Origin of the sequence: Gordonia sp. SCSIO 19800 (assembly GCF_018132775.1) — a bacterium.
Taxonomy (GTDB): Bacteria; Actinomycetota; Actinomycetes; order Mycobacteriales; family Mycobacteriaceae; genus Gordonia; species Gordonia hongkongensis.
The window spans coordinates 1-21,147 of sequence record NZ_JAGRQM010000023.1 but is presented as its reverse complement, the minus strand read 5'-3'; the positions used below and the strand labels follow the sequence as shown (position 1 = coordinate 21,147).

General features: G+C 66.3%; 21 protein-coding genes. 9 read left to right on the top strand and 12 right to left on the bottom strand.

The window, feature by feature from the left end; genetic code table 11:
* Nucleotides 1–97: 97 nt before the first annotated feature.
* The 4 genes from KB201_RS20700 to dnaA all read right to left on the bottom strand — a co-directional run bounded on the left by KB201_RS20700 (nucleotide 98) and on the right by dnaA (nucleotide 5,249).
* On the bottom strand, nucleotides 98–682 hold the full coding sequence (locus KB201_RS20700; RefSeq protein ID WP_058252997.1) for a DUF721 family protein: 585 nt from the start codon (nucleotides 680–682) through the stop codon (nucleotides 98–100).
* Nucleotides 675–1,874 carry a DNA replication/repair protein RecF gene (gene recF / locus KB201_RS20695; RefSeq protein WP_078113877.1) on the bottom strand — a complete coding sequence of 400 codons (1,200 nt, stop codon included), beginning with the start codon at nucleotides 1,872–1,874 and terminating at the stop codon, nucleotides 675–677. Before recF ends, KB201_RS20700 begins: the two co-directional genes overlap by 8 nt.
* A 42-nt stretch (nucleotides 1,875–1,916) precedes the next feature.
* Entirely contained in the window at nucleotides 1,917–3,086 is a 1,170-nt protein-coding gene (dnaN, locus tag KB201_RS20690; protein WP_058252995.1) for a DNA polymerase III subunit beta, read from the bottom strand.
* A 654-nt stretch (nucleotides 3,087–3,740) separates the two neighbouring features.
* The gene (dnaA, locus tag KB201_RS20685) at nucleotides 3,741–5,249 is read right to left on the bottom strand and encodes a chromosomal replication initiator protein DnaA (protein WP_065630839.1); all 1,509 of its coding nucleotides are present in this window, start codon (nucleotides 5,247–5,249) and stop codon (nucleotides 3,741–3,743) included.
* Nucleotides 5,250–5,747: 498 nt separating this feature from the next.
* Here dnaA and rpmH point away from each other — a divergent pair, with 498 nt between their 5' ends.
* The 9 genes from rpmH (at nucleotide 5,748) to KB201_RS20640 (ending at nucleotide 14,297) form a co-directional block, all read left to right on the top strand.
* A complete protein-coding gene (rpmH, locus tag KB201_RS20680; RefSeq protein WP_004020968.1) occupies nucleotides 5,748–5,891 on the top strand; it encodes a 50S ribosomal protein L34 in 144 nt (47 codons plus the stop codon).
* Between the two features lie 46 nt (nucleotides 5,892–5,937).
* Nucleotides 5,938–6,366: a ribonuclease P protein component gene (gene rnpA / locus KB201_RS20675; protein WP_159371767.1), complete on the top strand. Its 429-nt coding sequence runs from the start codon at nucleotides 5,938–5,940 to the stop codon at nucleotides 6,364–6,366.
* On the top strand, nucleotides 6,366–6,791 hold the full coding sequence (gene yidD, locus KB201_RS20670; RefSeq protein WP_159371766.1) for a membrane protein insertion efficiency factor YidD: 426 nt from the start codon (nucleotides 6,366–6,368) through the stop codon (nucleotides 6,789–6,791). Before rnpA ends, yidD begins: the two co-directional genes overlap by 1 nt.
* Nucleotides 6,792–6,818: 27 nt before the next feature.
* The gene (gene yidC / locus KB201_RS20665) at nucleotides 6,819–8,024 is read left to right on the top strand and encodes a membrane protein insertase YidC (protein WP_058252991.1); all 1,206 of its coding nucleotides are present in this window, start codon (nucleotides 6,819–6,821) and stop codon (nucleotides 8,022–8,024) included.
* A gap of 45 nt (nucleotides 8,025–8,069) precedes the next feature.
* Nucleotides 8,070–8,759, top strand: a complete 690-nt coding sequence (locus KB201_RS20660) for a R3H domain-containing nucleic acid-binding protein (protein WP_159371765.1) — start codon at nucleotides 8,070–8,072, stop codon at nucleotides 8,757–8,759.
* Nucleotides 8,760–10,346: 1,587 nt separating this feature from the next.
* Nucleotides 10,347–11,054 (top strand): 16S rRNA (guanine(527)-N(7))-methyltransferase RsmG, encoded by a 708-nt coding sequence (gene rsmG, locus KB201_RS20655; protein ID WP_058252989.1) that lies wholly within the window; start codon nucleotides 10,347–10,349, stop codon nucleotides 11,052–11,054.
* 169 nt (nucleotides 11,055–11,223) lie between these two features.
* Nucleotides 11,224–12,177, top strand: a complete 954-nt coding sequence (locus KB201_RS20650; RefSeq protein ID WP_058252988.1) for a ParA family protein — start codon at nucleotides 11,224–11,226, stop codon at nucleotides 12,175–12,177.
* Between the two features lie 64 nt (nucleotides 12,178–12,241).
* Complete coding sequence (locus KB201_RS20645; protein WP_058252987.1) at nucleotides 12,242–13,294, top strand: ParB/RepB/Spo0J family partition protein; 1,053 nt, start codon at nucleotides 12,242–12,244, stop codon at nucleotides 13,292–13,294.
* A 148-nt stretch (nucleotides 13,295–13,442) separates the two neighbouring features.
* Nucleotides 13,443–14,297 carry a hypothetical protein gene (locus tag KB201_RS20640; RefSeq protein WP_058252986.1) on the top strand — a complete coding sequence of 285 codons (855 nt, stop codon included), beginning with the start codon at nucleotides 13,443–13,445 and terminating at the stop codon, nucleotides 14,295–14,297.
* Here the strand turns inward: KB201_RS20640 and KB201_RS20635 are convergent.
* The 8 genes from KB201_RS20635 to KB201_RS20600 form a co-directional block, all read right to left on the bottom strand.
* Nucleotides 14,242–15,420, bottom strand: a complete 1,179-nt coding sequence (locus KB201_RS20635; RefSeq protein WP_058252985.1) for an N-acetylmuramoyl-L-alanine amidase — start codon at nucleotides 15,418–15,420, stop codon at nucleotides 14,242–14,244. The two genes, KB201_RS20640 and KB201_RS20635, sit on opposite strands and share 56 nt — an antisense overlap.
* A 269-nt stretch (nucleotides 15,421–15,689) precedes the next feature.
* On the bottom strand, nucleotides 15,690–16,028 hold the full coding sequence (trxA, locus tag KB201_RS20630) for a thioredoxin (protein WP_058252984.1): 339 nt from the start codon (nucleotides 16,026–16,028) through the stop codon (nucleotides 15,690–15,692).
* A gap of 58 nt (nucleotides 16,029–16,086) precedes the next feature.
* Nucleotides 16,087–17,103 carry a thioredoxin-disulfide reductase gene (trxB, locus tag KB201_RS20625; RefSeq protein WP_058252983.1) on the bottom strand — a complete coding sequence of 339 codons (1,017 nt, stop codon included), beginning with the start codon at nucleotides 17,101–17,103 and terminating at the stop codon, nucleotides 16,087–16,089.
* 146 nt (nucleotides 17,104–17,249) lie between these two features.
* Nucleotides 17,250–18,023 (bottom strand): hypothetical protein, encoded by a 774-nt coding sequence (locus KB201_RS20620; RefSeq protein WP_058252982.1) that lies wholly within the window; start codon nucleotides 18,021–18,023, stop codon nucleotides 17,250–17,252.
* A 201-nt stretch (nucleotides 18,024–18,224) separates the two neighbouring features.
* Nucleotides 18,225–18,791 (bottom strand): RNA polymerase sigma factor SigM, encoded by a 567-nt coding sequence (sigM, locus tag KB201_RS20615; RefSeq protein ID WP_058252981.1) that lies wholly within the window; start codon nucleotides 18,789–18,791, stop codon nucleotides 18,225–18,227.
* Between the two features lie 96 nt (nucleotides 18,792–18,887).
* Nucleotides 18,888–19,259, bottom strand: coding sequence for a thiocyanate hydrolase (locus tag KB201_RS20610; protein ID WP_211540279.1), 372 nt, complete (start codon nucleotides 19,257–19,259; stop codon nucleotides 18,888–18,890).
* A 3-nt stretch (nucleotides 19,260–19,262) separates the two neighbouring features.
* Nucleotides 19,263–19,979, bottom strand: a complete 717-nt coding sequence (scnC, locus tag KB201_RS20605) for a thiocyanate hydrolase subunit gamma (RefSeq protein ID WP_058252979.1) — start codon at nucleotides 19,977–19,979, stop codon at nucleotides 19,263–19,265.
* Entirely contained in the window at nucleotides 19,979–20,833 is an 855-nt protein-coding gene (locus tag KB201_RS20600) for an SH3-like domain-containing protein (protein ID WP_058252978.1), read from the bottom strand. Before KB201_RS20600 ends, scnC begins: the two co-directional genes overlap by 1 nt.
* Nucleotides 20,834–21,147 lie beyond the last annotated feature (314 nt).

The following is a 21,147-nucleotide window of genomic DNA, read 5'->3' as shown; positions in this document are numbered from 1 at the left end:
TTTTGCCTCGATCCCGGTTCGATCGTGGCTTGGGGATGGAAAACGGCCCACGAGGCTCTGCAACTAGTAAAGTGCGGTCGAGTCTGCTAGCGGCGCGTCAGCCGTAGGTGTCGCGTGGGCCGCGCCCGCGCACATGCCGTTCACCCTTACGCCACGACGGGCCCTTCGGACCGCTGATCCGCAACGAGGTGACCTGGCCGTTGCCGATGGCGGCCGCGATCTTGGCGAGGATCTGGGCCTGGATGTAGCGAAGTTGCGTCGCCCATGCCGTCGACTCGGCCTGCACGTGGAGGACGTTGTCGCGCAACGCAACCGGCTTCGCATGAGCGGCTATGTCCGAACCCACGATCTGTTCCCACATCCCGAACAGGGTGCCTTCGCCGATCTTCTCCTGCCACCCGCGATCCTTCGCCAGACCTCCGACGAGCCGGCCGAAGGGCTGCGGATCCCGCGGATCCGGACCGGAGCCGGACCAGCGTCGACGCCCCTGGGATCCGCGCGGGACCCGACGGACGGGTGACGCCCGGCCCCGGCCGACCGACTTACCCGCGGCGCGGGCCTGGGCCCGGGCCTCCTCGAGCGCCTTGCGGGCACGCTCGTACCCGCCGAGTTCGCCGGGCGGTGTCGGCCGTGGTGCGGGGTCGGCAGGATCCGGGGACCCGGACGGGCGATCGTCACTCATGGGCTTCCTCCCCCGCTGCCGTCACATCGTCGAGCGCAGAGTCGACGATGTGCGACCGCCGGCCCGCATCGTCGTCGACCACATCGACGCCGATCCGCCGGCCACCGATCCGCCCGGGGATGTCCTCGGCGACGGCGGCGGTGATGAGGAGTTGCTCGGCGTCGGCGGTGAAATCGACGAGTTGCGCGCGCCGCTTGGCGTCGAGTTCGGCGAACACGTCATCGAGCATGATCACCGGCTCGACACCTTCGGCGCGGGTGAGTTCGACCGAGCCGAGGCGCAGAGCCAGCGCCAACGACCAGGATTCCCCGTGTGAGGCAAAGCCTTTCGCGATATCGCTGCCGAGGACGATGTCGATGTCGTCGCGATGCGGACCGACGAGACACAGGCCCCGCTCGATCTCCTTGTCGCGCAACTCCGTCAGGCGTAGTGCCAGCACGTCGGCGATCGCCTCGGGTGTGTGCTCCTCGATCTCCACACCGCCCGCGGGACGATACCGGAGCACGGCCGGCCGTGAATGCGGCGCGATCGACGCATACGAGCCGGTGAAGTGCGGCTCGAGCTCGGCGAGCACCGACAACCGTGCGGCGATCACCTGACCGCCGAGATCCGCGAGCTGACCGTCCCAGACATCGAGCGTGCTGACCACCGAATCTGCCTGTTGCCCACCACGTCTCAGCGCCGCGGCGGCAGTCTTGAGCAAGGCCGACCGCTGACGCAGGACCCGGTCGTAGTCCGCGCGGGCGGCGGCGAAACGGGGACCCCGCTGCGCGACGAGCTCGTCGACGAAGCGTCGTCGGTCGCTCGGGTCACCACGCACCAGGGACAGGTCCTCCGGCGCGAACAGCACCGTACGGAGGATGCCGAGCAGGTCGCGGGGCCGCCGCGCCGGGCTGCGGTTGATCGTCGCCTTGTTGGCGCCCTCGGCATTGATCCGCAGCTCGGCGGTCAGCTCACGGCCGTCGTTCTCGACCGTCGCGGTCACCGACGCCGACGCCGATCCCGCGTGTACGAGCGGTGCATCGGAACTCACCCGGTGTGAGCGCAGCGTCGAGAGATAGAACAGCGCCTCGAGCAGATTGGTCTTGCCGAAGCCGTTGCGGCCGGTGAAGACCGTCGGCCCGGGTGCCAGATCGAGGTCGACGGCCCGCCACGATCGGAAATCGCGCAGATGCAGCTCACGGACGAACACGAGTCGGCGTCGATCCTGAGGACGGTGAGGCCGTGGCGGCCGTCAGCCCGGGAGGCGGACGGGCATCAACAGGTAGCTGAACGCGCTCTCGGGAGCGACGAAGGCGCCGGACTCGTCCGCGACCGGATCCTCTCCGCTGGCCGGGCGGAGGACGGCAGGCCGACTGGGGGTGGTGAATCCGAAGTCCACCGCGTCGGCGTTGATCGCCGACAACCCGTCCTGCAGGTACCCGGGATTGAACGCGATCGTGAGGGGCTCACCCTGGAACGACACGGGCAGCTCTTCCTCGGCCTTGCCGGCCTCGTCGCCGCCCGCGGTGAGCAGCACGGATCCCTCGGAGAACTCCATCCGGACCTGCGCGCCGCGCTCGGCGACCAGGGCCACACGCCGGATCGCCTCGATCAGCGGGCCACTGTCGATGGTGGCGACGGCGGTGTGGCTGGCCGGGAGCAGCTGACGGAACTTCGGGAACTCCGCGTCGAGCAGGCGGGTGGTGGTCTTCTTGGTCTCTCCCAGGATGCCGAGGATGCCGTCGGATCCGATGGCCGCGCCACCACCGAACGCCAGCGAGACGACGCCGGTGCCCTCGGCACCCGCGGTCTTGGCGCTCTCCGAGAGCGTCTTCGCGGGCACCAGGACGGCCCCCTTGGTGTCGGGATCGGAAGGCTCCCACTGCAATTCACGCACCGCGAGGCGGAAACGGTCGGTCGCGGCGAGGACGACGGAGTTGCCCTCGATCTCGACGCGGACACCGGTGAGCATGGGCAGGGTGTCGTCCTTGCCGGCCGCCACGGCCACCTGCGAGATCGCCTCGGCGAAGAGCTGCGACGGGATCGTTCCGGTGACGGAGGGCACGTCGGGCAACTGCGGGTAGTCCTCGACCGGCATCGTCGGGAGCGAGAACTTCGCGCTGCCACAGGTGATCGCGACGCGTGCACCGTCGAGGGTCACATCGACCGGTTTGTTCGGCAGGGCCTTGGTGATGTCGGCGAGGAGCCGACCGGAGACCAGGACCTGTCCGGGCTCGGCGACCTCCGCGCCCAGATTTTCCTGGGCCGAGACCTCGTAGTCGAAACCCGAGACGGTCAGGCCCGTTTCGCCGACGTTGAGCACCACACAGCCGAGAACCGGGACGGGCGGACGAGACGGGAGACTGCGGGCCACCCAGGCGACGGAATCAGCGAACTCGTCACGCGCGACACGAAACTTCATGCTGGGAGGTTGCCCTTCTCTCGTTCTCGTTCCCGCCTGGATCGCCGGGTCGGCGCCGCAGCGGGTCGGCCGGCCTGGAGTGGGATCCCGCATCCGGGAATCCCACTGTAGAACGCCGCCGCCCGAGCCGGAGTGGTTGGGGCCAAGTCAGACCGTCTTCGGAGCCGGCCGCGGGCGACCCGATCGGCGACGGTCTGTGCACAGACCTTCTTACAAAAGAATCTCTTTCTAGAGGGATCCATCTCAGTAATAGGAGTTGTGCAATCTGTGGACAACCATGACATCGGGCCAGTCCGGGCGGGTGTGGACGTGTGCATGACCGGTGGAGCAACGTCGAGCGGATCCGTCCGGGGATGTGGAGTTCTCATGTTGTTCGCGCGGCGTCCACCGGCGATGCACATGCCGACCCCGGTTATCCCAAGGATTGTGCACAGCTGGTGATCGATCGTGAGCAGGGTCGATGTCGGCCGAATCCGACTGTGGGAAGGCAGTCCACGGCGGCGAAGACTCTCGACCCGAGGACCAGACTTGGCATTCGGAGGGGCCATCGCAGTCGCCATCGGATGCCACTGCGGGCGGCGGAACACCCCCGGACGACCGCACCCCCGGGCCGTCGTGGCCTCGGGGGTGCGGAGAGCTGTAGGTGTGCGCGTGTCAGCCCACGGCGCGCTGCTTGATGCGGGCGGTGAGTTCCTGGACGTGGTCGTACACCCGGCGGCGCTCGGCCATCTCCTTGCGGATCTTCCGTTCGGCGTACATCACCGTCGTGTGATCGCGGTCGAAGGTCTCGCCGATCTTCGGCAGCGAGAGGTCGGTGAGCTCACGACACAGGTACATGGAGATCTGGCGGGCCTGGGCGATCGACCGTGTCTTACCGGGACCTCGTAGTTCCTCGACAGAGATGTCGAAGTACTCGGCGGTGATCGCGAGGATGCTCGCCGCGCTGACCTCCAGGGTCCCCGAGTTGGGCAGCAGGGCCTGCAGGACGACGTCGGCCAGGGACTTGTCGAGAGCAGCGTCGTTGAGCGACGCGAACGCCGTCACGCGGATGAGTGCACCCTCGAGTTCGCGGATGTTGCGCTCGATCTTCGACGCGATGAGTTCGAGAACGTCGTCGGGAACCGCGATGTTGTCCATCTGCGCCTTCTTGCGCAGAATCGCGATCCGGGTCTCCAGATCGGGTGGCTGGACATCGGTGATCAAGCCCCACTCGAACCGTGTACGGAGCCGATCTTCCAGTGTCGCAAGCTGTTTCGGCGGTCGATCAGAGGAGATGACGATCTGCTTGCTCGCGTTGTGCAGGGTGTTGAAGGTGTGGAAGAACTCTTCCTGGATACCTTCTTTGCCCACGAGGAACTGGATGTCATCGACAAGCAGCACATCGACGTCGCGATACCGGCGCTTGAACGCCACCCGCCGGTCGTCGCGGAGCGAGTTGATGAAGTCGTTGGTGAATTCCTCGGTGGACACGTACTTGACCCGCATGCCCGGGAAGAGGCGCTGCGCGTAATGGCCCGCGGCGTGCAGCAGGTGCGTCTTGCCGAGTCCGGACTCTCCCCAGATGAACAGTGGGTTGTAGGCCCGGGCGGGGGCTTCCGAGACCGCCACCGCCGAGGCGTGCGCGAAACGGTTCGACGCGCCGATGACGAAGGTGTCAAAGGTGTACTTGGGGTTGAGGTTTGCGCCGGTGGCCGGCGGCGTCGAGGTGGGCCGCTCGGCGAAGTACGACGCCCAGTCGCCGGACGGGCGCGTCGACTCCGGCATCGGGGACGGCGCGCGGCCCGCGCCGACGGGGGCGGCCGTGTAGTCGACCGCTGCGGCCGCTCCGGCGATGGGCCGCACGTCGGGAACGGGTGTTTCCGCCACCGGCTCGTCGTTGCGCGGGGTGGCGATACGGACGCCGAGATCGACGGGTTCGTCGAGGTGGCGGCTGAGGACCGAGCGGATGGTCTCCCGGAGATTGCGTTCGATCTGTTCCTGGACCAGCGCCGTCGGCACGGTCAGCAGGGCGAAGCCTTCGGTGAGGGTCAGGGGTCGAACCAGTGACAGCCACGCCTTCTGCTGGCGTGTCAGTGGTTCGTGGTCGCGTGCGGCTTCGTCGTCGTTGAGTTCGGCGACGACTTGCTGCCACACCTCGCCGAAAGTGTCTCGGTCTGAAGTCACGGGGCTGGCCTCCTGGTCCGGAAAACTACCAGCGATCACGAGAGCGGTGGCATCTGCGCCGGAGTCCCCGTCTCTCCACAGGGTTATCCACACCTGTGTACAAAGGTGACGAACTGGGGACTTCGGTCGGAGCCAGGTCCTCGAAGATCTACCTCGACGGGAGGGGTGGCCGACGCTGTGAGTGAACGTAACAGAGGTCGGGGAGGGCCACAAAGCGATCGGGACGTTTGACTCGATTCTGCTGACAATCTTGCTTTCGTGGCCCAGAACACACTGGTCGCGAACGGTCCCGGAGAACGGACGTCGCCGTTTGATTTGGACGCCCGGTGTCAGTAGTCTCGACTGGTCATCCAGGTTGCGGATTTGCGCGGCGAACTTCCGTGTTCGCCGAGTCATCACCGACACCAGTTCGGCACCGTCCTGGATCAACAGACCAACGACAACATGTGGGTCATGCCCGGGTAACCGGCGTGCCCACAGGGAGCACAAGGAGTCACCGTGGCCAAGGGCAAGCGTACTTTCCAGCCGAACAACCGTCGTCGCGCGCGCGTGCACGGATTCCGTCTGCGCATGCGGACCCGCGCCGGACGCGCGATCGTCAGCGGCCGTCGTTCCAAGGGCCGCGCGAAGCTCACCGCCTGATCGTCGGCTCTCACCGGGTCCCGCACGGGGCCCGGTCAGCTGTTCGATGACTGCGCCCCTTCATCGGATCTCACGGGGATCCGACTTCTCTCGCACCCTCAAGTCCGGTGCGCGGGTGAACAGTCGTGACTTCGTCGTCCATCTCGCGATGGTCGGCCGTGAATGGCCCGACCCCCGCGGCCTTCGACGGGACGTGGCGATGTCCGGTGGTCCCTGGTTCGGTCTCGTGGTCAGCAAATCCGTCGGCAATGCGGTGACGCGCCATCTCGTCGCCCGCCGACTGCGCGCGGCATTCGCCGGCGCATCGCATCTGCTTCCCGCCGAGACCTATGTGGTCGTCCGTGCCCGCCGAAGCGCGGCCGAGCGATCCAGCGACGAGCTCGCCGACCAGCTCCGCGACGCCTTCACCAGTCGTCGTGTCCTGGCCCTGACCGAGGCCGTAGCGGCGTCGGCCGACGGAGCGGGACCGCGGTGATGAGCGGCACCACCGACACCACGCCATCGCCTGAGACCGAGGCGGATCCGACGACTCCGCACGCGGCCTCGAGTGGAACCGGCGCGCGCCTGTGGCGCGGACTCCGCCTCCTCCCCCGCCGCACCGTCATCTTCCTCATCGAGCTGTACCGCACGTGGGTGTCGCCGATGCGTCTGCCGTCCTGCCGGTTCGAACCCACCTGCTCTGGATATGCGGTCGAGGCACTGGACCGGCACGGCTTCCTCTACGGCTCGGTGCTGTCGGTCATCCGGCTCGCGAAGTGCGGGCCCTGGCACAAACCCGGTTACGACCCGGTTCCCGAACGCGGCTTCGGCGAACTGTGCCGCGACCTGTGGCGCTCGGCGACCGGCACACACCGACCTCGAAACCATCAGCACGCGTCCGGCGAGACGCGTGCTCTGTGAGTACAACAAGTGAGGGGTAACTGACCCGTGCTCGACTTCATCTATTACCCGGTCTCCGGGATCATGTGGGTCTGGCATTGGCTCTTCAGCCATGTCACACCGAACTCCCCCGGTGGCGACGGCATCGCCTGGGCCCTGTCGGTGGTGTTCCTCGTGTTCACCCTGCGTGCGATTCTCTACAAGCCCTTCGTGAAGCAGATCCGCACCACGAAGAAGATGCAGGAGATCAACCCGCAGCTCCAGGCGATCCGTAAGAAGTACGCCAAGGATCGGGTCAAGATGACCGAGGAGATGCAGAAGCTGCAGAAGGAGCACGGGTTCAACCCGATGCTCGGCTGCCTGCCGATGCTGCTCCAGATCCCGGTCTTCATCGGTCTGTTCCACGTGCTGCGCTCGTTCAACCGTATGGGCACCGGCATGGGTCAGCTCGGCATGAGTGCGGCAGAGACCCGGTCCCAGGGCAACTACGTGTTCAGCGCCGAACAAGTGCAGAACTTCCTCGACGCCCGCCTCTTCGGTGTCCCGCTGTCGTCCTACCTCGTCGAGCCGGCGACCGAGTTCCAGGCCTTCGTCGAGCCCGGCTCCCCCATCGACTTCACGCGCCCGCAGATCGCGTTCGTCGTCATCCCCATGATGATCGTCGCCTCCATCGCGACGCACCTGAACTCGCGTGCGTCGGTTGCCCGTCAGCCCGAAGCGGCGCTGGAGAATCCGCAGACCCGGATGATGAACAACCTCGCGCTGTACGTCTTCCCGATCGGCATCCTCGTGACCGGTCCGTTCTTCCCGGTCGCCATCCTCCTGTACTGGATGAGCAACAACATCTGGACCTACGGTCAGCAGCACATCGTCTTCGGGCACATCGCCAAGGAAGAGGAAGAGGCCAAGCTCCTCAAGCAGGAGAAGCTGAAGGCCAATGCGCCGAAGCCGGGCGCGCGACCCGACCGGAAGAAGAAGCCCGCGGCGACGAACACCAACGGCGCCGACTCGACGAACGTCTCCCTCTCGAAGGACGGATCGTCGGACAAGGCCGGGACCGACGGTGTCGACGCAGATGCATCGCCCGACGAGTCGACGACCGCCGCAGCGGACACCGGGGCGGGAGCCAAACCCAAGCCGGGTCAGAAGCCCACACGTCCCGGCGCCGGCGCCGCCCCGGGCAAGAAGCAGAACCACAACCGCGGAAGCCGTTCGACAGCCAAACGCGGAAACAAACGCGGTGGCAAACGATGACCGCCCCAGACTTGTTCGATGAAGCACAGAAGTTAGGTGAATGAGATGACAGCAGAGACTGCAACTCAAGCCGGTACGGACGCCGAGACCACGGCGGGACCCCAGACCGAGGACCAGGCCGATACGTCCTCGTCGGCCGTCGGCGACGACGGTGCGGTGGCGGAGAACGCCGTCACGGAAGCGGTGGATAGCGACGCCGACGAGGACGAAGCGGACGCGACCGACGTCGACGACGAGACCGATGACGACGACTCGGATGAGGACGAAGACGACGAAGACCGTCTGGTCGAAGAAGGCGAGATCGCCGGCGACTACCTCGAGCAGTTGCTCGACGTCCTCGACTTCGATGGCGACATCGACCTGGATGTGGATGGCGACCGAGCAGTCGTCAGCATCGATGGCGGCGACGACCTGACGAAGCTCGTCGGGCGCAAGGGCGAGGTCCTCGACGCGCTCCAGGAGCTGACCCGCCTTGCGGTCCAGCAGGCGACAGGTGAACGCAGCCGCCTGATGCTCGACATCGCCCGCTGGCGGGCTGATCGCCGCGATCGGCTGGCACGCCTCGGTCGTGAGGTCGCCGAGCGAGTCCTGTCGTCCGGCGAGCGCGAAGCGCTGGATCCGATGACCCCGTTCGAGCGGAAGATCGTGCACGACGCGGTCGCGGTCGTCGACGGCGTCGTCAGCGAGAGCGAGGGTGCAGAGCCGAAACGTCGCGTGGTGGTCCTCCCCTCGTAGCAAGTACTCCCCTCCCCCACGGAGGTGAACAGGCCCCGACCGGTCTCGGTCGGGGCCTGCTTTGTTTCCGGGTAGTGCTTGGTTGTGTGCCGCGATAGCGGGTGGCGTTTCGACGGCGCTGCGCGCTGTGGGCTACTTACACGGTTGTTGTTTCACGTGAAACACGACCCGTCCGCTGAGTCGGCGAACAGAACGGATGCGCGCGGGGCGTTGTTGTGCACGATCCAGTCGACGGTCGGCGCCCCTAGCAACTCGGGTTGCGGTCAAACGTCCCGGGATGTCGCCGACGGAATGCGTAACCGTCACCTTCGGATGCCTCGATCCCCCGCGCCCGGTGGCCGACTCAGTCGGCGACGTTGCTGCACATGGCGGTAGCGCCAACTCGCACCATGGACGTCCTCGTAGCGCGGTGGATGGCCACGTATGCCGGACGCGGCGAGAGAGCCCAAAGCCGTTCATTGCCCGGACCGGGTCGAGGCCCGTTCGGTCGAGCGGCTGCCGAGTTGCAGTCTCGGCGGCCGCTGTGGCGCCAGGGCAGTTCCGGGTGTTGGCAGCGCGGACCGCGGCAGTGAGTCTCCGGCGCGTTGGCATACCCGCGCCACGCGTCGCCACTGGCCAACGACACCGCTCGCTGCTCGGTCCAGACGCAAACTGGTCGAATTGTCACGTGACGCTTCCTTCCGGGACCGGAGTGTCAATCGAAACGGTCGTCATCAGACCCTTCGAGGCTCGCTTCGCTCGCACCTCAGCGAGCTGGGTGGCGCAGGGCTCGCACGTCACTATCTTCAGCCTGGCGACTGTTGTGGATCATGGAAGAACACTCGTGAATATCCGAGTCCGTGCTCCCCTGATCCGACAGATCGACCTGCCCCTGCCCCCAGAGGTGTCCCCGGAGCTTGCGGAGGCCGCGTCTAGTTCCGCCCCTGCGGAGTGTCCGGAGCTTGCGGAGGGCGCGTCACCCCCTGCTCCCTGAGGAGCGTCCGGAGCTTGCGGAGGGCGCGTCACGAAGGGTCTTCGCAACCCGGCCCACCAAGACCCTTCGTGATGCTCGCAGGCTCGCTCCTCAGGGAGCGGGTGGTGATGCTCGCAGGCTCGCTCCTCAGGGAGCGGGGGTGATGCTCGCAAGCTCGCTCCTCAGGGAGCGGGGGTGCCGCTCGCAAGCTCGCTCCTCGGTATCTGCGGCCTGGCCGGCCGTCGTGGGCTACGAGGGAACTACCGCTCCCTGAGGAGGCCGGAGCTTGCGGAGGCCGTCACGAAGGGTCCTGGCGAGATGCGTCGCGAATCTATCAAGGCTCGTCGACCTCGACCACATTCGTCGCTTGCAGTGCCTGGTGGCTTGCACTTCTGACACCCCAGGGGGCCGCAGTCTTGAGGACCTCTCGGACTAGGGGGCGGAGGGGGCGTATGCGACGCAGTGTCGATCTCGGATTCGACGGGACGCCGCGTTCTGATCCGCCGGTTTGTCGTCGAATCACACCGATGTGTTTCACGTGAAACATGGCGCCTGGACCCGATGTGCACCGACCTGCCAGAGGGTTGGGTTTCACGTGAAACACTGTCTAGGAATCCCACTCGAACGGAGGCGAAGTGCCGTCTGACGCACAACCCGAGCACGAGCACGATCTTGATGTGTTGGCGGTTCCGCCAGACATCGCGACTGATGTCTTCGGTGAGCGGGTGGCGCTGGCGGTGGACTACTGGCGCATCCTCGCCACCGACGGGATCGACCACGGACTCATGGGTCCGCGAGAGGTCCCGCGACTGTGGGATCGTCACATCCTCAACTGCGGCGTACTCGGCGAGCTCATCTCCGACGGATCGCGCGTGATCGACATCGGCAGCGGTGCCGGCCTCCCTGGCATCCCCCTCGCCATTGCACGCCCGGATCTCTCGATCACTCTCATCGAACCGCTCCTCCGACGCAGCACCTTCTTGGACCGTGCTGCTGCCGCGCTCTCGTTGGACAACGTGATCGTGATCCGTGGGCGAGCCGAAGAGAAGGCGGTACGCGCCGTCGTCGAGCCCGCCGATGTGGTGACGTCGCGAGCCGTCGCGCCGCTCGAACGATTGGCGAAATGGTCCGCTCCCCTGGTCCGGCCCGGAGGCCAGATGATCGCGATCAAAGGGTCGTCAGCAGCCGAAGAGATCGAACGAGATCGGGCGGTGGTCGGGCGCTCTGGGATCACAGAACTGACGGTTCACACGTGTGGCGATCGCGTTCTCGAAACGCCGACGACCGTGATCGTGGGAACCAAGACCGAGCGGTCGCGCGGTGGCCGTTCCGGACGGCGCTGAGGAGGCGATCGGATTGGTGTGGAGTCCGCGAAGGGCGCAGAATAGGAAGCGTTCTGTCGGCACCCCCGAAGGTGCTGCAATGGACGCTTCCGCGACCGTGGGGTCGGCAGCTACAGCCGCCGGCGGTACGGACGCGAGTCCGTACGAGGTCGGTCAAAGGAGTCCACGCGTGGTCGATCAAGACCCGAATGTTTCACGTGAAACCCCGGCAGGGGGTCACCCCGGAGTTGACGGCCAGCCCTTCGCCGACACCCCTATCGCCATGGCCGCAGAGCGCGCGAGCCAGGTACTGACTCCCGGGGGTGCGGGGCAACTACCCAAACCGCCGCATACACGGATCATGACCGTCGCCAATCAAAAGGGCGGCGTCGGGAAGACCACGACGACCGTCAACCTCGCGGCCGGGCTCGCACTGCGCGGTCTTCGCGTTCTGGTCGTCGATCTCGACCCCCAGGGCAACGCCAGTACCGCGCTCGGCATCGATCATCGTGCGCAGGACATCGCATCGGTGTACGAGCTGTTGCTCGGTGAAGTGACCCTCGAGGAAGCGATCCAGGAGTCGCCCAGCCAGCGCGGCCTGTTCTGCGTGCCTGCGACTCTCGATCTGGCCGGCGCCGAGATCGAACTCGTGTCGCTGGTGGCCCGCGAGAATCGGTTGCGTAATGCGCTCGCCGACGATGTGCTTGCCAAGTACCAGATCGACTACGTGTTCATCGACTGTCCCCCATCACTGGGTCTGCTGACCGTCAACGCGATGGTGGCAGCCCGTGAGGTTCTCATCCCGATCCAGTGCGAGTATTACGCACTCGAGGGCGTCGGACAGTTGCTGCGCAATATCGAACTCGTACAGGCGCACCTCAACCGTGAGCTCCACGTCTCCACGATCGTGCTGACGATGTACGACGGCAGGACGAAACTGGCCGACCAGGTGGCCGAAGAAGTGCGGCGCCACTTCGGCGACAAGGTGCTGAGCACGATCATCCCGCGAAGCGTCAAGGTGTCCGAGGCCCCCGGCTACGGGATGACGATCATCGAGTACGACCCGGGCTCTCGCGGCGCAATGAGTTACCTCGATGCCGCACGCGAACTGGCGTTGCGGGCTGCCGAGGGGGCGCCGGCGTGATCCGGTATCGCCTCGGTTCACGTGACACGCCGACTCACGACCATCATCGCGAAAGGGAGCACCAATGAGTCAACGAGACGCCGCTCAGCGCCGGGGTGGACTCGGACGAGGGCTCGCGGCGCTGATTCCGACGGGGCCTGCCGACGACCAATCGGGCGCCCCGCGCCTCGGCAACGCCGCAGCGGATGTCGTCATCGGCAAGGGTCCGACGACAGCTGATGATGGCGTCAAGACCTCGTCGACTGCCGCTACGCAGGCGACCGGGACGCAACCTCTCAGCCCGGAAGAGGCGGGCGCGGTGTACCGCGAGTTGCCCCCGAAGGAGATCCAGCCGAATCCCAGTCAGCCCAGAACCGTCTTCGATGACGAGGCGATGGCGGAGCTCGTGCACTCGATTCGAGAGTTCGGACTGATGCAGCCCATCGTGGTGCGCCGACTCAAGCAGCCCACCGCGGATGGGATCGCCTATCAGATCGTCATGGGTGAGCGCCGGTGGCGGGCAAGCCAGGAGGCAGGGCTCGAGGCCATCCCCGCGATCGTGCGGGAGACGCCTGACGGTGACATGCTGCGCGATGCTCTGTTGGAGAACATCCACCGTGCGCAGCTCAACCCACTCGAAGAAGCGGCGGCCTATCAGCAGCTGCTCGAGGAGTTCGGTGTGACGCACGAGGAGCTCGCCTCTCGCCTTGGCCGTTCTCGCCCGCTGATCAGCAACATGATCCGGTTGCTCAAACTCCCGATTCCGGTGCAACGCCGGGTCGCGGCGGGGGTGCTGTCGGCCGGCCATGCCCGCGCTCTCCTGTCCCTCGAGACCGGAAGCGACGCTCAGGAAGCTCTCGCGGCGCGGATCGTCGCCGAAGGGTTGTCGGTGCGGGCGACCGAAGAAGCTGTCACGCTCGCCAATCGTGGCGACGGTCCGGAAGCGAAATCTCCGTCGGCACCGAAACGCCGTCCGATGCAGATGCCAGGCCTCCAGGATCTCGCGGAGAGACTGTCCGACAGTCTGGACACCAGGGTTACAGTCAGTCTAGGGAAAAGAAAAGGCAAGATCGTGGTGGAGTTCGGCTCGGTCGACGACTTGGAACGCATTGTCCAGTTTATCGATCCGAAGAAGTGAATTTCGGCGCGGGATTTCCGGTACCACCTAGACGCGGAAGTAATGTCACAGTGACGATTGAGGTAGCCAGCGGGCGCTCATGCAGCGAAAGCTGTTGTTGCGCTGCTACATTCGGCATCCGTGGAATTCTCGACCGGGGCGCATCGACATGAGTGTGTCCGTCACTCGGTTGGAACTGGGATCCTTCGCGTCGCTCCCCCACCACACCCGCAAATGCGTCTTCTGGGAAGTCGAGCCCGTGGCGCAGACAAGCCGCGGCACGGCACCGGGCCCCGGCGATCTCGAACCCTACGAGAGCGAGTTCGACAAGGAGGCGTGGATCTCGGGTCTTCTCCTCGATTGGGGTGCGTGCGGGCAGGTCGCGATCGAGTCGAGCACGAACACTGTCATCGGTACAGCCTTCTACGCGCCGCCCAATCGTGTTCCGCGGTCGCAGCACTTCCCTACGTCGCCGGTCAGCCACGACGCCGTGCTGCTCACCAGCATCCGTACCGAGCCCGGCCACGACGAAGTCGCCACCATCCTGCTGGACGCGGTGCTGGGCGACCTGATCCGGCGAGGCGTCCGGGCGGTCGAATCGTTCGGTCTGGTACGGAACGGGTCCGGCGCGGATCCCTTTGTGCTCGCCGGGAGCGCGGGCGGGGTGGCCGACGATCTCGAGCTCTGGTCGGATGAGGCGATCGTCGAAGTCGCGCGTGAGATCCTCGACGACCCCCAGGCCGATCTCTGCACGAACTGTATGAATGACGCGTCGTTTCTGAAAGATTCCGGGTTCGACGTCGTGTCGTCGCACCAGAGGTTCCCGCGTTTCCGACTGGAGCTCGACGAAGGGCTCGGCTGGAAGGTCGAGGTGGAGAGTGCGCTGCAGAAACTGGTGGTGATGGCCGAGATGGATCTGGCCGGTCGGCAGCGGACGGCGGTCCCGGTGGGAACCGGGCCGCAGCGGATCAGCGGGAGCTGTTCTCCGCGGCCAGCAGATCCGCGAAAGTATAAGTGCCCGTAGGACGATCGTCCTGATCGAGCAGGTACAGTCGCTTCACCGCCACCACGATGGCGTCGGCGATGACGTTGCGCCAATCCGAATCAGCAAGCACTGCAGCGTCGTTCGGGTTCGTGATGTAACCGACGTCGATGAGGGCCACGGGCATCTTGGTGAGCCGGAGAACGTCCCATGTGCGCTCGTGGGTTCGGCAGTCCGACAATGGCGTGCGTGCCGCGATCTCCCGCTGGATGAAGCCGGCGAGGTTGCGCCCGATCGTCGAGTACGAGTCGTTGTTGCCGAAGTAGAACGACGCGACACCATTGGCGCGCGCGTTCCGGTAATGGCCGCAGCGGAGCGAGATCATGAGGTCGGCGTCCATCAGATTCGCGACGCGAGCGCGCTCGTCGTCCCCGGGACGTCCCCGACCGTCATGCGACAGGAACGTCTGCATTCCGGCGGCCGCCATCCGGCCTTCGAGACGAGCACCGAGGTCCCACAGCAGTTCCGACTCGCGATCGGCGACCTCACTCGTCGACAGGGCATGGAGTCCACCGGAGCCGGGGTCGATGAGGATCCGCTTTCCGGACAACTGCGGTCCGGAACGACGGACGTGCTCTTCTTCGCGGATCGCGTACGGCGAGCCGCCGGTCACTCTCGTGCCGAGGCGTTCCAGTGAACGCAGGGTGGCCGGACCGCAGATGCCGTCGGAAGCGAGACCGTATTCACTCTGGTAAAGGCACACTGCGTTATGAGTGGTGAGGCCGAAGACGCCGTCGACCAGCGACGTGAAGTAGCCGAGGTTCTGCAGCCGGCTCTGCAGGGTCGCGACATCGTCGCCGACCATGGGCGCCGACAGCTGATACGAGAGCACTCGAGCGCCGAGCCGGTAGGACGCCTCGCGCAGGACGCGGTAGGTAGCCGGACCGACGATGCCGTCGACGATCAGTCCGCGCTCCTGCTGAAACGCACGGACGGCCCGGTCACACGCCTCGTCGAAGACGGCTTCGGGTGGATTCCACCCGTTCGCCGGCCCACCGTGTGTGGCGCTGGAGGATCCATCGTCGGGCAACAGACCACGTCCGACGAGGATGGCGCGGATCTCGGCCACCGCCGAGCCGTGATCACCAAGTCGGAACAATGGCATCTGGTCACCCCTCGTACGAATCGCGGCAGGTGCGGCTCTGCGCGATGTCCGATGTAGCCATGCGGTACACCGGTGAAACGTCAGCCTGCATTCTCGCAGCTGGACTTCACTACACCAAACTGCACGAAGCCGAATCGGTGTGATCCGGCGTGCAGGGGTCTCCGGTCGAGACCACGGCCGACACTACCAACGCAAACAGTCCGCGGGTGGAACGGCAACGTCGTTCACCCGTCGGACTGTCGCGTCGATGTGCGGGAAATCGCAGGTCGTCAGGCCGACTGGCCGACGACCGAGTCGAGCTCACGAAGCAGGGCTGCCTTGCCCTTGGCACCGACGATCGTCTTCACCGGCTGACCCTTGTCGAACAGGATCATGGTCGGGATGGACATGATCTGGAAGTCACGCGCGGTCGACGGGCTCTCGTCGACATCGAGTTTGGCGACCGTCAGCTTGTCGCCGTGGTCGCGAGCGATCTCCTCGAGAACCGGAGCGACCATGCGGCAGGGACCGCACCAGGTGGCCCAGAAGTCCACCAGAACCGGCTTGTCGGCGCCGAGAACGGCGTCCTTGAACGTGGTGTCGGTGACGGCAACGGTGTGTGCACCCATGATCTGATCTCCTTGGTCGGACCGGGCCGGGTGGCCCAGGGGGTAAGTGGTTGACGGTTCAGGCGGGTGCCTGAACAGCGTCGATCTCGGAAACGGAGGCCGCCTCGGCATCGTTCACGCTGAGGTCGGCTGCCTCACCCTGCTCGGCCAGCCAGCGCTCGGCGTCGATGGCCGCCGAACATCCACTGCCCGCGGCGGTGATGGCCTGTCGGTAGGTGTGGTCCACGAGGTCCCCGGCGGCGAACACGCCGGGAAGAGAAGTGAGGGTCGTACGTCCCTGAACCAGGACGTAACCCTCGGAATCCAGGTCGACCTGCCCGCGGACCAACTCGCTGCGCGGATCGTGGCCGATCGCGACGAACATGCCGGTCACATCGAGGGTGCTGACCTCGCCGGTGCGCGTGTCCTCGACCTTCAGACCCGACACCGAACCGTCGCCGACCACGGACTGCACCGCGGCATTGGTGACGAAACGGATCTTGTCGTTGGCACGTGCGCGCTCGAGCATGATCTTCGACGCCCGGAACTCGTCACGACGGTGGACCAGCGTGACACTCCGCGCGAACTTGGTCAGGAACGTGGCCTCTTCCATCGCGGAGTCGCCGCCGCCGATGACGGCGATGTCCTGGTCCTTGAAAAAGAAACCGTCACAGGTGGCACAGGCGGACACACCGCGGCCGAGGAGCTGCTGCTCCCCCTCGATGCCGAGATAGCGCGCCGCCGCGCCCATGGCGAGGATGACGGCGCGGGCCCGGTAGATCTCCCCGCCGACCTCGACCTCCTTGATCCGGCCGGTCAGCCGAACGGTGTCCACGTCCTCCATGCGCAGGTCGGCGCCGAAGCGGATGGCCTGCTCACGCATCTCGTCCATCAACGCCGGACCCTGGATACCGGTCTGGAAACCGGGGAAGTTCTCCACCTCGGTGGTCGTCATCAGGGCGCCACCGAACTGGGTGCCCTCGAAGACGATGGGAGATAGCTCGGCGCGCGCGGCGTAGATCGCTGCGGTGTACCCGGCAGGACCAGATCCGATGATGATCAACTCGTGGATCTGCTGGGTCTCTGGCTGGCTCACTTGTCCTCCGTGCTGTGGGTTTAGCGAGACCCGCCCAGTCCAGGCGGGTCACGGCTGCTTCAACACCAGGGTAGGCGGAGATGTTCCCGCTGACGCGACGCGTGCCCCGGCCGGTCGGCGCAGCCCTGGGCCTCGTGACGTGCCGGTCACCCGCCGACGATGCCTCGTGAGATCAGCGCCGGGTTTCCCAGGTCACAGTCGAGGCCGACGATCAGCGCGTCGAAACGTCCTGCCACGCCCGTCGACAAGAGAATCGCGGCGGCCCCGGTGCCGTCGACGAGGATTCGACCGGAACCGACGATCACCACCTCGACCGGTACCAGGTGCGCGGCGGTGCAGCGGCGGAGCGCCTCCACGGAACCAAAGGGTGCTCCGTCGGTACGCCCGAGGACCGAGAGTGCGGTCGCGATGCCCGCGGGACCCGCCGGGGTCGGGACCGACGACGACTGAGCGCGCGGCGTCTGCCCGGGATTGGTCGCGTCGGGCGCCGAGACCAGCCGCAGTATTCCGACTGTTCCGACCGCGACGACGACGACTGCGGCGGCAGCCAGCAACAGACGGCCGGCCATTCGACGGTCGTCGCGCGATCGGGAGCGGGCGGGTCGACGCCCGCGGCGTGCGGCCGAGATGTCGACCGGTGCGGGATCCCGGCCGAGCGCGGCGAGGGTGGTCGCGACGTCGGCGCGGACCTGGTCGGGAACGGGTGCGGGCGCCGGACCGGCGGAGCGTAGATCGTCGGAGGTGTGATCCAGCGCGGCCAGGATCGATTGTGCGGCAACGTCATCGACGATGCGGGAACGGATATGTGCGGCTGTCCGGTCGGGCAGTGCACCGGCGTGCAGGTCGGCGAGGATCTCCGCCGAATACGGCGGGTCCGGTAGATCGCCGGTCTCGTGGTCGTCGGGTCCCCGAGGGGTCATGGTGTCAGTCTTCCATTCCGGGGGATGGCGGGCGTTCGTGGAGTTCGGCTCGGTTCGGCGTGGTTCACGAGCGGAGTCGGGTCAGAGGAGGCGGTCTCCTGGTCGCGATCCGTCGAATACTTGGACGCGGCCCGCCCCGGTTCGGTTCCCCCCGGCCGCGATCTGTCGGGAACGGTATGGACCAGTCGGGGTGATGGCGGGTCAGCCGCTCCGCAGATGTCCGAGGACCTGGGCGAGTTTGAGGCGGCCGCGAGCGCATCGACTCTTGATCGTGCCCTCGGCGACACCGAGGATCTCGGCCGCTTCGGCGACCGTGTAACCCTCGATGTCGACGGCGACGATGGCCGCCCGTTGCCCTTCGGGGAGGACGTGCAGCGCTCGCCCGATCGACACCGACAGGTCGACGGCGGCGATGTCGTCGGTGGTGTCGGCGATGGAGACCACGTCCCATTCCGGCAGCGGCACGGTTCTGCGGACCTTGTTCCGTCGGATGCGATCGAGGCCGGCGTTCACGACGATCCGGTGCAGCCAACTCGTCACCTTGGCATCGGACCGGAAGTCGTGTGCGGTCCGATGCGCGGCGAAGAGGGCGTCCTGCAACGCGTCTGCGGCATCCTCCGGATTCTGGCTGGTCCGCAGCGCCACCGACCACAGGTAATCGAGATGGCGGCTGATGAGATCGGAGAAGGCGTGTGGGTCGCCGGCGAGGTGAGCGTGCAGAAGCTGCTCGTCGCTACGCGTGTCGATCGCGTCGTTCCCCCCGGGCATGGGCTGAGAGTAGTGGAGCCGACACCGCGTCATCCGTTGGAGCGACGGCTGTGCACAGCTGTCGCCGGTTGACGAATTTGTCCTCAGGCCGGCCGGTCAGGACTCCAGGCGGGCGCGCACCGCAGCCATCCGCGTCCGCAACTCACTCTCGTCGATGACCCCGCGGTCGAGCAGAGTGTGTGCCAGGGCGACCAGTTGGTTCTCGGGGTAGGGCAGGTCGGCGTAGATGGTCGCCGACAGCCGGTCCTCCTCGTCGCGTCGTTCGACGACGCCGGGGGCGCCCGCGTTCACCGCGGTGGAGTCGGCGACCCGGTCGAGCGCATCGCAGAGACCGTCGAGGCTCGTCTTCCACGGTGGAACAGGGTTCTCCACACCGTATTTCGCGACCATTCGGTGCCACACCTGGTTCCGGTCGACGATCTCCTCGAGTGGTCCGTGGGATGATCCGGTGCGTCCGTCCTCGGTCATCGGCTACTCCCCCGCCGGGTGGACGGCCGGACGGATGGCCGAGACGACGTTGGTGGTGACCCCCGGTCTGGGGAGCGCGACTCCGATGAGGCAGTCGCGGGTGATGATCTCCGACAGCTGCTGCTCGGTCCATCCGTCGGTGCCTGCCGGGCGCCGCGGCATCACCATGAAGCGGTGCTTCTGATTGGAGTCCTGCACGCGTACGGAGACACCCTCCGGGAGCTGGAGTCCGAACTCGGACAGCACCTGTCGCGGCCACCGCACCATCCGGCGACGGTAGTTCGGCGTTCGGTACCACTCGGGCGAGTTCCCCAGGATCGGGCGCGGATAGCACGAGCACAGCGCACACACGATCACGTGATGGATCGTGGGGGTGTCGGCGAGGATCTCGAAAGCCGTGAAATCGCTGGGTGTTCCGAAACCGGTCGGTTCGAGCCAGTCGACGCCGACCTCTTTGCTGGCGGCCATCGGATCGTCGAGTGCCAATCGCTCGAACTCGGGGTCGAGCCAGGCCCGGGCGACGAGCGTCGCCGCGGGCGTCGGCCCGATCTGTTCGGCGAACTCGGTGAAGCGGCGGTGCTCCTCGGCGGTGAAGAGTCCCTTTTCGATGCACAGCTCACGCAGCGCGATCTCGAGTACCTCGAAGTCGGTGATCTCGTCGACCATCGGCTTGACCGTCCGGTCGTGGTCGTGGTCGTGGTCGTGGTGATCGTCGCTCATCAGCGGTCGTCCTCTCCGCCGGCGGATTCGAGCCAGCGTTCGGGGATCTCGGTCTGCAGGGTGTCGTCGGCGGGCCCGGTGTAGCCGTGCCAGAGGTCGCCCATGGTGAACCGGACCACGTAGAACCACTCCGGTTGGGCGTCAGAGAGACCCCAGGTCTCGTCCTCGGGCGCTGGGCTCTCGTAGGCGACGGCCGCGACCTCGCCGACCGCGCCCCGGACGTATTCCGGTGTCCGGGTGTACAACAGGACGGGCAGCTCGCGGACCCGGACCCGGTCCCCGATGCCGAATGCGGCGTCGCCCGCCCGCCCGGCGTAGATCTGCGGGTCGCCGATTCCGATGGCGTGCCGGTGGTGTGTGTTCCGCGGGACGTCGGATCCGTCTCCGACGCTGCGCGGGCGGGCCTCGAGACGCCGGCCGTCCAGGCCGCCCGCGTATCGCTCCCGGACCTCGAGCATGCGTTCACTGAGCTCGCCGAGCGCGATGTGGTGCTTCTCGACGAGAATTCTGGCGACCGCCAGCAACCAGCGTCCGTAGTACGGGATTCCGAGGTAGACCGCGCGACCGACGTCGACGTTGCCGATCCGACGCCGCTCTTCGGACAACCAGATTCCGCGCCAGGCGAGCACCTCACACATGACATAGGTCATGTGCTCCCATTCTTCGTACGCCTTGCCCTCGTAGGTGATCGGTGCGTCGGGCTCACCCCCGACGTCGTGAACCGGCTTCATGTAGGCGACGAATCGATCGTGGTCGAGGAGATCGGGCGTCGGGGCATCCGGCAGCTCGGGATACGAGGACTTAAGTCGCGCAACGAGTTCGAGTTGTCTCGCACGTTCTTCGGCAGTGCTCACCGGACACCTCCCGGACCCTTGTCCGACGGTTGCAGCGCAGTTGCAGGAGAACCTACACGCCGGCCGCGGGGTTCAGGAGCGTTTTCGGCACGCCCTTGCTCCCCGATCCGAACGAACGACAGCCGCGAGCGCATCAACCCTTCGTGGCTCGTCGCTTGCGCTCCTCGCACCTCAGTATCTGCGGCCTGGCGGCCGTCGTGGACTACGAAGGAACCCGTTGTGTTCGAGCAAGCCCAACCACTGCTCCCTGAGCCTGGATATTTCACTGATGTTGCTGGTGTTCGGCGTGTGATACGCGAAAGTGCCTGTCTGCC

Coding starts and splice junctions, on each gene's coding strand:
- KB201_RS20700 (WP_058252997.1), bottom strand. CDS start 682: ATGAGTGACGATCGCCCGTCCGGGTCCCCGGATCCTGCCGACCCCGCA.
- dnaN (WP_058252995.1), bottom strand. CDS start 3,086: ATGAAGTTTCGTGTCGCGCGTGACGAGTTCGCTGATTCCGTCGCCTGG.
- rnpA (WP_159371767.1), top strand. CDS start 5,938: ATGACTGCGCCCCTTCATCGGATCTCACGGGGATCCGACTTCTCTCGC.
- yidD (WP_159371766.1), top strand. CDS start 6,366: ATGAGCGGCACCACCGACACCACGCCATCGCCTGAGACCGAGGCGGAT.
- KB201_RS20660 (WP_159371765.1), top strand. CDS start 8,070: ATGACAGCAGAGACTGCAACTCAAGCCGGTACGGACGCCGAGACCACG.
- KB201_RS20645 (WP_058252987.1), top strand. CDS start 12,242: ATGAGTCAACGAGACGCCGCTCAGCGCCGGGGTGGACTCGGACGAGGG.
- KB201_RS20640 (WP_058252986.1), top strand. CDS start 13,443: ATGAGTGTGTCCGTCACTCGGTTGGAACTGGGATCCTTCGCGTCGCTC.
- KB201_RS20635 (WP_058252985.1), bottom strand. CDS start 15,420: ATGCCATTGTTCCGACTTGGTGATCACGGCTCGGCGGTGGCCGAGATC.
- trxA (WP_058252984.1), bottom strand. CDS start 16,028: ATGGGTGCACACACCGTTGCCGTCACCGACACCACGTTCAAGGACGCC.
- KB201_RS20620 (WP_058252982.1), bottom strand. CDS start 18,023: ATGACCCCTCGGGGACCCGACGACCACGAGACCGGCGATCTACCGGAC.
- sigM (WP_058252981.1), bottom strand. CDS start 18,791: ATGCCCGGGGGGAACGACGCGATCGACACGCGTAGCGACGAGCAGCTT.
- KB201_RS20610 (WP_211540279.1), bottom strand. CDS start 19,259: ATGACCGAGGACGGACGCACCGGATCATCCCACGGACCACTCGAGGAG.
- scnC (WP_058252979.1), bottom strand. CDS start 19,979: ATGAGCGACGATCACCACGACCACGACCACGACCACGACCGGACGGTC.